Source organism: Acinetobacter sp. ANC 4218 (genome assembly GCF_002135245.1).
In the GTDB taxonomy this organism is placed as follows: Bacteria; Pseudomonadota; Gammaproteobacteria; order Pseudomonadales; family Moraxellaceae; genus Acinetobacter.
Map to the genome: position 1 here is coordinate 1 of NZ_NEGD01000020.1, position 13,121 is coordinate 13,121.

Here is a 13,121-nt window from a genome sequence, read left to right on the forward strand (position 1 = left end):
ATGCGTGAGTGGCGATGTTCATGTAACACCCTGCATCACAGGGATATTAATGCTGCCATCAATATTCTAAAACATGCAGATAAAGAATTGGTGGCTACATAAGCCACCAATGGCGGTGAGTTACACCGTGACAGCCTATGGAATTGAGGTAATCCCAAGCGCAATAGCAATTGGTTCTTGATGATGAAGTAGGAATTAAACATTAAACCCACGTAAGTAGGTTTAAGTAGGTTTTAAATAACGGTTAAAGCACCGCACCCTCTAGAAAAATGCAGCGCTGGTCTTATGTTCAGGATGGCTGTTCAGCGGTGGCAATGTTCAGCTTTAAAGAGCATCCAACAGCTAGGCAAAAATGATGGGTTGGATAATCAACTTTTCACTCTTAACCTTTGTGGATCATAAAAAGGCAACTCCACCACTTTGGCTTTCAGGCGTTTTTTAAGACCATCCAGTTGTCCAACTTCGACAGCGGTGCCTGTTAGGGCATACTGCGGTGCAAGGTGGCACAGGGCAATCTGTTGTTGCAGCAAAGGGGAGTTGGCTGCACTGGTCACCACACCTACAGGAAAACGTCCAACATAGACCGGGTCGCCATGCTGGACCGCTTCATTGCCTTCCAGGACCAGGCCCATGAGTTTATGTCGGCTTTCCGGCGCCTGATTTTTCATGGCCTGTTTGCCGATAAAATCTTCTTCCTTGGTTTTCATTGGTACCGTGAAACCAATGCCGGCTTCATAGGGATTGGTTTCGGCTGAAAACTCATGCTGTGCAAAGATCAGCCCAGCTTCTATGCGCAATAAATCCAGGGCATCAAAACCGAGCGGAGCAATCTCATATTGCTGGCCTTCTTGCCAAACGGCATCCCAAAGCTGTTCGGCATGGCTAGGATGACACCAGACTTCAAAGCCCAGCTCACCGGTATAGCCGGTGCGTGATACCATGACCGGAATCCCGTCTGTACCGCCCAGCTTGCCGAGGGTAAAGTGGAACCATGCTAATTTTTCTACGCTTGGCTGATGTTCCGGCGTCCAGATCAGTTGCTGCAACAGCGCACGGCTGTGTGGACCTTGCACTGCAATATTGTGAATATGCCGGGATGAATTGCGGATGCTGACTTTATAGCCATGCTGCTGTGCCAGCTGTTTCAGCCAGGTTCCTGAATATTCATCACCACAAATCCAGCGGAAACAGTTTTCACCCATGCGGAAAATCGTGCCGTCATCCACCATGCCGCCTGTTTCCAGACAGGAGGCCGAGTAGGCAATTTCACCCACCGCCAGTCTGCGGATATTGCGGGTCAAGGCATACTGCATAAAAGCTTCTGCATCCGGGCCGGTAATTTCAAATTTGCGCAGCGCGCTTAAATCGATCATGGCGACCCTTTCACGGCAGGCCAGATATTCCGCTTTGGCACCCCAGCCGTCGTATTCATTGGCAATCCAATAGCCGTGGTACTCACTGATTTTTGAAGTAAGCGCTTGGATGCGCGGAAAAAATCCTGATGCTTGGGTCATGCGCGGCAGTTCCTCGGGGTCAATTCGATAATGCTGGGAGCGTGGGAAATGCTGATCCTGATCATAAATCCGGGCCAGAATATCCGTCGGTACCCAGCCATTGGAAGGATCAATATCGTCAGGGCAGGCAGATGATGCACAGAGCAGATCACGGTGGGCACGCAGCAGGACATAATCTCCCGGTCTGGACCACGGTTCTGCCATGCTGATTGCACCGCAAGGTTCAACAAAGGTGTTGTAAAACAGGTTAATGGCAGGCCATGCATTGCGGCTTTGGATGCCAAAAGGCTGCAGAACCTGGTTAAAATTATCGGTGCAGGAAATATGGCCAAAGTAGCCGGAATCGTTATAGAACTTCGGACTGCAGGCACTCAGGAACATATCGTGCCGGCCCACGGTGTCTTGAACCACTTCGGCCAGTGCTTGCAGATCTGAGGCAAAAAACTTAGAGTGCAGCCCGGGAGCCGGGGTGGCATGCCCCAAAATGGTCCGGGTGGCCATGGCATCCAGACCCAGTTCTTGGCCCTGGGCCAAAGCCTGGGCATCAAAGGCCAAAAAATCGGAACACTGCTTGCCCGACAAGTCTATAATTTGAATCCATTGTCCTGCTTTAACGCTATACGTCCGTGCTGAAGCGCGTGGTATCAGAATTTCCTGCACCGGTTTGGCTAAAGGCTGCGGCAAATAATAATGCACGGGCTGGGCTTTAAATAGCGTCACTGGAACTTCATCTATGCAGTACTGCTGCTGTACATTCATGTCCAGGCCGGTATTCAGCACGATGACTTGAATTGCCGCCGATGCCTGAAAAATGTTCTTTCCAGGACTATGCAAGGTCAGCGCCTGCTCCAGCCAGTCAGGCTGTATAGCATGTTGTGCTAACTGCTGTTTCAGGCGCTGGCTAGAGGCGCTGGCCTGATTTAACTGTGCATGTGTAGCCCGAGCACCATTGGCCACTAGGTGGGATTCGGCCTGTAGTGCCTGTAGCAATTCTGGCTTAAGCTGCTGTTCTGTATTGAAAATCAGTAGATCAATACTCTGTTGTTCAGGTAAGTCAAATTGAATGCGATCACCCGCATCCAGGTCAAAAATGTGCATGCACTGTGCATCTGCGCGCAAATACAGTTCATGGATTGGCTGCTGCAGATGAATATATTCATCTGTCACTGCAGTGGCTAAAGCTGAAGTAAGCGTTCCCATAGATGAGCCCAAAGCGTCCCGCTGGTTCTGATGCTCTTCATTTCACACATATTCTGCTGGAACAGCAATTTCTCCAGAGGTATACCCTGAATAGGGTAGTGCTGGATGTTGGCATGATTCCTGCTCAAATAATTTAACTGTAAAGAATAATTCAGCAGCATGGCGCATCTTGCGAGTGAAGTGATGAATGACAGCAAAATAGAGACAGAGCGGGCCATAAACCAGGCAGGTGATTTAGATCAGACCCAACGGCTGCTTCGCCAGCGTGAATTGACGCTGTTTTATCTGCAGGCCAAATTAAAGCTGATGCAGATTCAGGATACCAAGGCCGAATTGCCACTTTTTCTGCAATGGCTGAAACAGCATTTTCCTGTGCCGGACTTGCCGGAATATTGTCTGGTGATGTGCTATCCCTTCACTCAGGAATGTTTCATTTTTCATGCCTTGGCGCAACCGCTGGCGCAGTCTGAGGTACGTCTGCTCCAAGAGCAGCTGCTACCGCGTTCTGTAGCGGTGATGCAGCAGGATGTGCCGCTGCTGCTGGGGCAGCATGATTGCCTCTCGCTGTTTACTGGACAGAATTTTGCAGTCTGGCGGGTCTATTTAAACTATTCGGCAGCCCAGCCGGTGGACGTGGAGCTACTGCAGCAGCTGGATCAGGCTTTGCAATCGGGCTTTCAGGAACGTGCGCTACAGCAGGAGCGCATACAAACCATATTGCAGCAGGAGCGGCGTGATTTTTCGGCTGACTTACATGACAGCATTGCGCAAATTATTGGATTCTTAAGGTTGAAATCCGCGCAGCTGAACCAGCAATGCAAACAGCAGCCTGGCTATGCACCGTTGCTGGAACAGACCGAGGAGCTGGCGGCTTATACCCATTATGCTTACCAGCAGGTGCGTGAATTAATTACCGCCTCACGCTTAACCTATCAGGAACTGGATTTTTTCACCGCGCTGAAAAAAATTATTGCCGAATTTGAACATCAGTCCAGTGTGGCTTTTGAACTGGATAACCGTGTTCCACAGCTGAAAGTCAGTGCCAGACAGTCGGTACAGCTGCTGTATATCATCCGTGAAAGCCTGAGCAATGTTGTACGTCATGCTCACGCCAGTACAGCCGTCATTTCTGTAAAGCGCAATTTCACTCAGCAGCTGCACATTCAGATTGCAGATAATGGCCGCGGCATACAGGCAGGGCGGAAACGGCCGGACAGTTTCGGACTGGAAATTATGCAGGAACGAGCCGAACGGATTGGTGCTGTGCTCAGTATCCGCCCGAATCGTCCCTGCGGCACCTGCGTTGAACTGATATTAGACCTGAGCACTGGAGGGAAGTGAGATGAATAAAATTGCAGTCAGTATTGTAGATGACCATGCGCTGTTCAGGCGCGGTGTGGCGGATATTATCCGCCAGTCCGAGCATTTTGATGTACAGCAGGAATACAGCTGCGGATCAGCATTTTTGTCAGCACTGGACACCGCGAACATTGAATTGCTGCTGTTGGATGTACAGATGCCGCAGATGAGCGGCATTGAGGTACTAAAATGCATCCGTGAACGCAATGTCGATCTTAAAGTGATTATTTTAACTGCCAGCCTGGAGGACAGCATTGTATTGGATGCCATTCGTCTGGGTGCCAATGGCTTTTTGCCCAAAGATACCTTGCCGGAAGATATTCTGCTGCAACTGCATCAAGTCATACAGGGCAGGACCGTACTGCATGCCGATGGGGTAGCTTTGCTGGCGCAGCAAGTCCGGCAGCAGACGTCACCCTTAGCCGCTGCCTTGCATAAAACCTCTGAACAGGTGCTATTGCAGCGTAAACTTCTGTCGGAAATGACACAGCGGGAGCAGGAAACGTTAAAGCTGATCGCAAAAGGCTTGAACAATAAACTGATTGCCCGTGAATTAGGCATCAGTGACGGTACGGTAAAAGTCTATGTGAAAAGTCTGCTACGCAAACTGAATGTGCATTCACGGCTGGAGCTTTCCGTGTGGGTGCATCAGCAGCTTAACACTGCAGATTTTGATATTTATCCCTCGTCTTCCGTTTAAGGTTCACCGTGCGAGTAATGCTGATATGTCGAAAATAGCGCTGCCTTCCAGCAAAGATGGGCTGAATATGGACTTGAATCAGGATTGGCCTGAACTGTTTGACCAGTTTGCCGATATTGCACTATTGCTGGATAGTCATGGCGTGATTCAGCGCAGTAATCGTACCTGGCACAACTTGCTACAGCTGCAACCGGATGCTGCAGCACAGCGCTTACCCTTGAGCTACTGGCTGTATTCCGAAGATAGTTTGACCTTCCAATGTGCCCTCATGGCCGGACGGCCGTGTAAGCTAGCACTGCGCCTGTTAATCCCGGAACAGCCCTTGGTATGGTTTGATCTGTCGCTGCAGCCGATCTGTGCCGGTGCCGGAAAAAACCAGTTGTGGGGATGGTGCATTTTAGGCACGGAGCAGACGCAAAAAATCCGGCAGCAAGAACTGCAGGATGCACAGCAGCGCAGTCTGCATGATTTGCTTTCGCGCCTGCCGGTCATGCTGTACCGTTCACGCAATGACTGGAACTGGACTATGGATTATGTCAGCAGCGGCTGTCAGCAGATAACCGGTTATCACAGTGAGCTGCTGATCAATACGCCGCGCTACGGACAGCTGATTCATCCCGATGACCAGCAGTACGTCTGGGACAGTATCCAGTTGGCTGTGCAGCATCATCGCGTATTTCATTTGCACTACCGCATTATTACTGCCCAGAACAGCATACAGCGGGTACAGGAAATCGGACAGGGTCTATATTCGCAAAGCGACATGGTGCTGGGTCTTGAAGGCGCTGTATTTATCCAAAACTGAGGGAATGCAAGCCGCTAAAGCGGCATGACCCCAGGTCAGTATCCCATTGTGCATACCCCATCTGAGGAATTTCGAAAAGATCTAGGCCTGTCTAAGGTAATGGCATCACGGCAGTTTTGTTTAAAACAGATCACATGGAGATTCACCATGAAACGAGTTGCAATTATTGGGGCAGGGCCAAGCGGGATGGCGCAACTGCGCGCTTTTCAATCTGCGCAAAGCAAGGGCATCGAAATTCCGGAAATGGTATGCTTTGAAAAGCAGGCCGACTGGGGTGGTCAATGGAACTACACCTGGCATACCGGCCTGGATAAACATGGTGAACAGGTGCATAGCAGCATGTACCGTTATCTGTGGTCGAATGGCCCGAAAGAATGTCTGGAATTTGCAGACTATACCTTTGATGAGCATTTTGGCCGGCCGATTGGTTCTTATCCGCCACGTGCCGTGCTGTGGGACTATATCAAAGGCCGGGTAGAAAAAGCCGATGTACGCAAATATGTCCGCTTCAACAGTGCGGTGCGCCATGTCGAGTTTCACCCGGACAGCAAACAGTTTTCAGTGACGGTGCATAACCATGTCACCGACGAGATGTATACCGAGACTTTTGATTTTGTGGTGGTGGCTTCTGGACATTTTTCTACCCCAAAAATTCCTGAATATGAAGGTTTCGGCAGTTTTGGTGGGCGGATTTTACATGCCCATGACTTCCGCGATGCACTGGAATTTAAAGGGAGAAATGTACTGCTGGTCGGCAGCAGCTATTCTGCTGAAGATATCGGTTCGCAATGCTATAAATATGGTGCGAAGCAGATTATCAGCTGTTACCGCAGTTCACCGATGGGCTATCACTGGCCTGAAAATTGGTCAGAGCGTCCGCAACTGCTGCGGGTCGATCAGACCCATGCCTATTTTGCCGATGGTAGTTCGGCCGAGATTGATGCCATTATTTTATGTACTGGCTATTTGCACAGTTTCCCTTTCATGTCGGAAAGCCTACGTCTAAAAACCGATAACATTCTCTATCCGCTGCACCTGTATCAGGGTGTGGTCTGGGAAGCCAATCCGCAGCTATTTTATTTAGGCATGCAGGATCAGTGGTATTCCTTCAATATGTTTGATGCACAGGCCTGGTATGCGCGCGATGTGATGCTGGGTAAAATTGCCTTGCCGAGTTTTGCCGAGATGCAGGCCGACACCCAAGCCTGGCATGAGGAAGAAAAAACCCTGCAGGATGCAGCAGCCATGTTCAAATTTCAAGGCGACTATATTATGCGCCTGATTGATCAGACCGATTATCCAAGCTTTGATATTGAAGCGGTGCGGCTGACCTTTTTGCAATGGAAAAAACACAAGCAAGAAAACATTATGGCCTTCCGTGACAATACTTACCGTTCATTGATGACCGGGACGATGGCAACGCCGCATCATACGCCCTGGATTGATGCCCTGGATGACTCCCTGGAGGCCTATTTACAGACCGAGGCCAACCTACAGCAAAAGGCAGGTTAGCACGGTCAATGCTTGACCCGTAACACTGCCGGGCAGCCCCATAACACATAGTAACAACCTGGCATACGTTTCTTCTGCAGCAGCTGGTTTCCAGCTGCTTTTTTTATTTCCGCATTAGCTTAAAAATCTCCCCCGCATATCGTGCTTTACCCCTTAGTGGGTATGATTTAGAGGGAATGGCCAGGCGGCGTAAAAACCTTTAAATATCTGATTATGTAGTTCTTATATGAGGTTTCTCAAATGATGGAAGCCATGCACAGTACCCCCAGATATGACACTGTAGAAACGCTGCACTGGAATGCACCCAAGTATGTTCTGGTGTTGCAGCATGCAGCATCGGCAGTGACCCGGAAATTAACCGAAATGAGCAAACAGCATCCGCAAACGGTGCAGCTGATGCTGGACAGTCAACAAGATCCAGCCTTGGCTGGCCTGCTGCATGAACTAGAGACAGTGCTGCAGCAGGAAAAGGCCGGCGTGCGTACCGTGGTCTGCGGTGATGAATCCTTTGTTTGGACAGTACAGCAGTGCCTGGTGGGTACGGGCTGCCTAGATGAGGAAATCAGCTTGATTGCGGATAGCTCCAGCCTGCAAAACCCGCGTAAAAAAGTCTACTGCGTGCACTGCGGTCATACCCAGAACACCGTTAAAGACGAGCTTTGTAGCTGTGAACAGTGTCAGGTCGAACTGCTGATCCGCAGTCATTTTTCTGAACGCCTTGGCGCCTATATGGGAGTCTGTGCCAATGCGCATCAACCTATGGGAGCACTCAGCGCATGAACCCAACCGTTCCTGTCCATGTAACCCGAATTTATCAAGTTACCCCGATGATTCGCGAATTTACCTTGGCCGCTTTAGATGCCCCCTTGCAGCCGTTTTCTTCCGGCAGTCATGTGATTGTACAGTTGCCAGTTGAAGGCCGCATCATCCGCAATGCCTATTCATTGCTGAATGCCCCGTATGAGCAGCACCAGTATCAAATTGCGGTGCGCTTGCAGGAGAACTCGCGTGGCGGTTCGCAATACCTGCATGAAAACATCCAGGTGGGCGATACCCTAAATATTTCTGCGCCGCTGAATTTATTTTCCCTCAATTCTCAGGCCCAGCATCATGTATTTATTGCCGGCGGCATCGGCATTACCCCGTTCCTGTCGCATATGAAATACCTGCTGCATGCCGGGCACAGTTTTGAACTGCACTATGCCTGTCGTGACGGCATCAGCAATGCCTATGAAGATATGCTGATGCAGCTGTTTCATGACCAGGTACATATTTATTCGGAAAAAACCCAGCGCCGTTTGGATATAAACGCATTGCTGAGCCAGCAGTCCCTCGGCAGCCATGTCTATATTTGCGGGCCAGAGCGTCTGATTCATGCTGTTGTTGACTGTGCACAAATGCTGGGCTGGTCAAAAAAACGTGTGCATTGGGAAGCTTTTTCTTCGCCTGCACCGGGAGTCGCATTTGATGCCGTGCTCAGTAAAAGCCAGCGCCGTATTCATGTGCCCGGCGATTTTAGCCTGCTGGAAGCACTGGAACAAGAAGGCATTGAGGTACCCAATCTCTGCCGCGGCGGCGTATGCGGTCAATGTGCCACGTCCTACAGCCAAGGCGAGGTAGAACATCTGGATCATTATTTAACGGTGCAGGAGCGCTCGGCGCAGTTGATGCCTTGCGTTTCGCGTGCCAAACAAGGCCATTGCCTGCATTTAGACCTATAGCTTTGGGAGATTACGATGACGGTTCAATTTAACCCCAATGAAAATATGCATGATCAGTTTCACTACCATAACAGTGCAAAGGCGATTGCCCGTTTTCCTTTTCCATTTCCCGAAGACCAGTATATGTATTCGGTGAATATTGAGCCTGTTGTTTCAAGGCCGGATAGCATTTTTGAGCATTGGTTCGATGTAGATGAACATTATGTAACGGAAATGAACGAGCGCCGTTTAACCCTGGAAAAGGATCCGAAACGTTGCATTATCATGCCTCACATGCGTCAAGCAAGCTGGGACTTTTTGGAAATGGTGATGCTGCATTATGCGGAAGACTACCCTGAACATTTCCAGCTGGAGCGTGATGGCCTGAACTGGCACTGGGTCAATCAACCATTAAATATCGACGTCCATTTTATTTTTGGTCAGGCAGACAGCTTGCCGATGGAGCCGTTTGAATTTATCAGCCGTCAGTTCCAGGGCGATGTTGCCTTGCTGGATCAGCGTGATGGCGATTTGTTTATGGATACCGGCATGATCACCGGCCCTGCAGACTGGTCACTGAATTTTGATGCCGGCATGAGTTTTAAGCAATGGCACGCCCCTGTACCAAAACTGGCACATAACCTGGGGGTGTTTGAGCGCGCACTCAAATTCCTGCTCAACATTCAGGTTGGCCAGCCCTACCGACGTCTGAATTGGACAATGACCATCAATCCGCGTATGGATACTTCCTCGGAAACCTATCATTTATGGGGACATGAACGCGGTCTGGTCACTGCGGAAAATGCCGGTGAACTGGTGCATTTGCGGGTGGAGCTACAAACAATGCCGCGTCTGGCACGCAGCAATGCACTGCTGTTCAGTATCCGCACTTATCTGATTAGCCTGAATGATTTGACCCGCAACCCGGCATGGGCCAAGCGGCTATACCGCGTAATCCGCGATTTGCCTGAGCCGATCGCAGAATACAAGGGCATCAGTGAATATCGTGAACCGCTGGTGCAATGGCTCAGCCAGTTCGATGGCGTAGATGAATAACAGCTCAGTTTCAAAAATTAAGTAATCAGCACATTTTAAAATATTCAATAAGGAAGACCTGTATGGCAAACTCTTGGCGCATTTCTGCATTGGCAGCCCACCACCGTCAGCTCGGTTCAAAATTAGAAGACTGGAACGGCATGGGAACAGCATGGACCTATGATTCGGATATTGCAGATCACTATACGGCTATCCGCACCAAAGCCGGATTGATGGATGTTTCGGGCCTGAAAAAAGTCCATTATGTCGGCCCGCATGCGGAAAGCCTGCTGGAATATGCAACCACCCGCGACATTTCCAAATTGTATCCCGGCAAATCCGTGTATGCGACCATGCTGAATGAGCAAGGAAAATTTGTGGATGACTGCGTGATTTACCGTACCGGACCAAATGCCTTTATGGTGGTGCATGGCACAGGCATTGGCTATGAAATGCTGATTCGCTCAGCGGCTGGGCGTCAGGTTGCGGTACTGTTTGATGATGACCTGCATGATTTATCGCTGCAAGGGCCATTGGCCGTGGACTATTTAGCTCAACATGTCGCGGGCATTCGTGATTTGCCCTATTTTCACCATCTGCAAACCAAACTGTTTGGTGCGCCTGTCATGATTTCACGTACCGGCTATACCGGCGAACGCGGCTATGAAATTTTCTGTAAGGCGGCCGATGCACCGATGATCTGGGAAACCATTCTCAGTACCGGCGCTGAATATGGCATTATTCCCTGTTCATTTACCACGCTGGACTGGCTGCGTACAGAAAGTTATTTACTCTTCTTTCCGTATGATAATTCAGAATATTTCCCCTTCGAGAATGATGTCTGCGGCGACACCTTGTGGGAACTCGGCCTGGATTTCACGGTTTCACCGCATAAAGGCGAATTCCGCGGCTGCTATGAGCATCGCCGTTTAAAAGGCAAAGAACGCTTTAAAATCTTCGGTGTATTGCTGGAAGGCGATCAGGTGCCTGCAATGGGAGATACCTTATGGGACGGCAATCAGCAAGTGGGGGTCATTACCTGCGGTATGCATTCGCCGCTGACCGGTAAAACCGTGGCCATCGCACGTCTGGATGTGCCTTATGCAGAGCAGGGTAAAGCCCTGCAGGTCAAAGGCAGCCTGGAGGTAAATGCAATCGCGCATACCTTGCCATTTGATGATCCCGAGAAATTAAAACGTACCGCAAAAGGCTAAGTAGCCAGCAATCCACTCAGCCTAAAAAATCCTGCTAACTGCAGGATTTTTTTAGGTGTTCTATTTGACCCGTTTGAGCAGCCGATGAGTCTGGAGCTGAGCCTGCTTTAAACTGATGGGAAGCCCTTTTCCTATTCCCTTTTATTTGAATGACGCGCATGGACATGACCTGCGATGTAGACATGTAGCAAGTTGCAACACATCTCGAGAATAGCGGCATAGGTCATAGTCGTAGAAGGTATTTTAGAATCCTTGAACAAGGGCAGAAACGCTGCAACAGGCTTTCAGAGGGGTAGTCAGAATTGTACCCGGCTGGCAATAAAAGCGTTGAGTTCAGTCTTATCTTCATCGAGCGTAAGACCCCCACCGACAGTCAGGTGGGGGATATAAGCGAGTGGCGATAGCCATAAAAAATCAAATATCGCCTTTATTACAGTGCTTTATTTTGCTATAATTCACCCATATTAATTCTTTTGTAAACAATGATTTAATGAATATTTCACAACACTATAAATTTAGGCTTCTACCTAATAAAGAACAGGAAATATTGCTTAACCAAGCAATAGGTTCTGCTCGTTTTGTGTGGAATCAAATTCTTGCTAAATCGTTTGAAATGTTCGCCAAAGATGAATATATACGTTACGAAACCATTGAAAAGAATTTAGTACCTCTAAAAAAGAAACCTGAATTTTCTTTTCTTGGTCAAACATATTCAGCTTGCTTACAACAAAAAATTCGTGATCTTGCTCAGGCATGGAACAAATACTACAACCCAAAAGAACATGCTCGTCTAAAAGAAAACAAGCGTAAACCACGCAAGCCGAAATTCTTTAAATTGACTGATGGTAGTGAAGTTCAACTTAGACCACTCATGCCACGATTCAAGAAGAAATCAGACGGTGAGCAATCCTTTAGACTACCATTTGCAGATTGTGATGTTGCTGGTGGTCGAGTTTCTTTGCCTAAAGGAACAGGTTGGATAAGATTTAAAAAATCACAAGAAATTATTGGTAAAATCACAAGTGTAACGATTAAGAAAATTTGTGGACTTTGGTATGTTTCATTTTGTACTAATCGTGAAATCAAACAGCCACTTCACCCATCGAAATCAGCTATTGGTGTTGATCTTGGCATCAAAAAATTGGTTACAACATCAGATGGTCAGGTATTCGAGCCGATCAATAGCTTTAAAGCCAATCAACTAAAATTAGCTAGGCTTCAACGAAAGTTGAAGAAGAAAACCAAATTCAGCGAAAATTGGAAAAAACTTAATTTAAAAATTAACAAGCTACATCATCATATTGCCAATATTCGGCATGACTACTTGCACAAAGTCACGACAACTCTCAGCAAAAACCACGCAATGATCGTAGTTGAGGACTTAAAAGTAGCCAATATGTCGAAGTCAGCAAGTAGAACACCTGAAAATCAAGGAAAGAATGTGAAAGCCAAATCAGGCTTAAACAAATCAATCCTAGATCAAGGTTGGTCAATGCTTGTTGGTATGTTGGAGTACAAACAGCAATGGCGAGGTGGTTTACTCGTTAAAGTTGACCCTAAATATACAAGTCAGACTTGTAGTTCATGTGGTCATATTGCAAAAGAAAATAGACCCACTCAAGCTAAATTTGAGTGCGTTTCGTGTGGATATGTTGCGAATGCGGATATTAACGCATCTCGTAACATCTTAGCGGTAGGACATACCGTTTTGTCTGTGGAGGGAAGACGCAGTAAAGGTCGCCCTGCGAAGCAGAAAGCAAGCGAAATCCGTGAGGAAGTCGCCTAAGAGCCTTTGCTTTTAGAATCCCTGAGAAACGAGTTTCGCAAGGAGCTAGTCGAAAGTGGTGGGAGTATGTCAAGTCATTGCTCTTGATCAATTGTCCGATATAACCTGACAGATCCTATTAAAATAGTACACTGTCAGGATCAGCTTTGAGCAAGTACATATTTTAAATACTGCATGTGTGCTGACAGCAAAATGTTCTGCCCATAAAGTATCAGTGTATTGTTTTCCACCCAGCAAGATTCGCATTTTGCTGATTGTAACTGGACGATCAGGTAGAGGATGCTCTCAGTCGTTTT

General features: G+C 48.3%; 11 protein-coding genes. 10 read left to right on the forward strand and 1 reads right to left on the reverse strand.

What is annotated here, in order from left to right; translation table 11 throughout:
- Positions 1–102: a zinc ribbon domain-containing protein gene (locus B9T38_RS17155; RefSeq protein ID WP_086197615.1), complete on the forward strand. Its 102-nt coding sequence runs from the start codon at positions 1–3 to the stop codon at positions 100–102.
- Between the two features lie 266 nt (positions 103–368).
- On the opposite strand, the gene B9T38_RS15300 is transcribed toward B9T38_RS17155, so the two are convergent.
- Complete coding sequence (locus B9T38_RS15300; RefSeq protein WP_086197616.1) at positions 369–2,714, reverse strand: DUF1989 domain-containing protein; 2,346 nt, start codon at positions 2,712–2,714, stop codon at positions 369–371.
- Between the two features lie 159 nt (positions 2,715–2,873).
- Here B9T38_RS15300 and B9T38_RS15305 point away from each other — a divergent pair, with 159 nt between their 5' ends.
- The 9 genes from B9T38_RS15305 to B9T38_RS15345 all read left to right on the forward strand — a co-directional run bounded on the left by B9T38_RS15305 (position 2,874) and on the right by B9T38_RS15345 (position 12,825).
- Positions 2,874–4,055, forward strand: a complete 1,182-nt coding sequence (locus tag B9T38_RS15305; RefSeq protein ID WP_086197617.1) for a sensor histidine kinase — start codon at positions 2,874–2,876, stop codon at positions 4,053–4,055.
- A gap of 1 nt (position 4,056) precedes the next feature.
- Entirely contained in the window at positions 4,057–4,773 is a 717-nt protein-coding gene (locus B9T38_RS15310; protein WP_004704319.1) for a response regulator, read from the forward strand.
- 25 nt (positions 4,774–4,798) lie between these two features.
- Positions 4,799–5,578, forward strand: a complete 780-nt coding sequence (locus B9T38_RS15315; protein WP_086197618.1) for a PAS domain-containing protein — start codon at positions 4,799–4,801, stop codon at positions 5,576–5,578.
- 147 nt (positions 5,579–5,725) lie between these two features.
- Positions 5,726–7,090, forward strand: coding sequence for a trimethylamine monooxygenase (locus B9T38_RS15320; RefSeq protein ID WP_086197619.1), 1,365 nt, complete (start codon positions 5,726–5,728; stop codon positions 7,088–7,090).
- Between the two features lie 240 nt (positions 7,091–7,330).
- Positions 7,331–7,870, forward strand: a complete 540-nt coding sequence (locus tag B9T38_RS15325; RefSeq protein ID WP_004704312.1) for a dimethylamine monooxygenase subunit DmmA family protein — start codon at positions 7,331–7,333, stop codon at positions 7,868–7,870.
- Complete coding sequence (locus B9T38_RS15330) at positions 7,867–8,811, forward strand: PDR/VanB family oxidoreductase (protein WP_031953670.1); 945 nt, start codon at positions 7,867–7,869, stop codon at positions 8,809–8,811. Before B9T38_RS15325 ends, B9T38_RS15330 begins: the two co-directional genes overlap by 4 nt.
- Before the next feature lie 15 nt (positions 8,812–8,826).
- The gene (locus B9T38_RS15335; RefSeq protein WP_086197620.1) at positions 8,827–9,846 is read left to right on the forward strand and encodes a heme-dependent oxidative N-demethylase family protein; all 1,020 of its coding nucleotides are present in this window, start codon (positions 8,827–8,829) and stop codon (positions 9,844–9,846) included.
- Positions 9,847–9,908: 62 nt separating this feature from the next.
- On the forward strand, positions 9,909–11,039 hold the full coding sequence (locus B9T38_RS15340; protein WP_004704305.1) for an aminomethyl transferase family protein: 1,131 nt from the start codon (positions 9,909–9,911) through the stop codon (positions 11,037–11,039).
- A gap of 490 nt (positions 11,040–11,529) precedes the next feature.
- Positions 11,530–12,825, forward strand: a complete 1,296-nt coding sequence (locus tag B9T38_RS15345; protein ID WP_086197621.1) for an RNA-guided endonuclease InsQ/TnpB family protein — start codon at positions 11,530–11,532, stop codon at positions 12,823–12,825.
- Positions 12,826–13,121 lie beyond the last annotated feature (296 nt).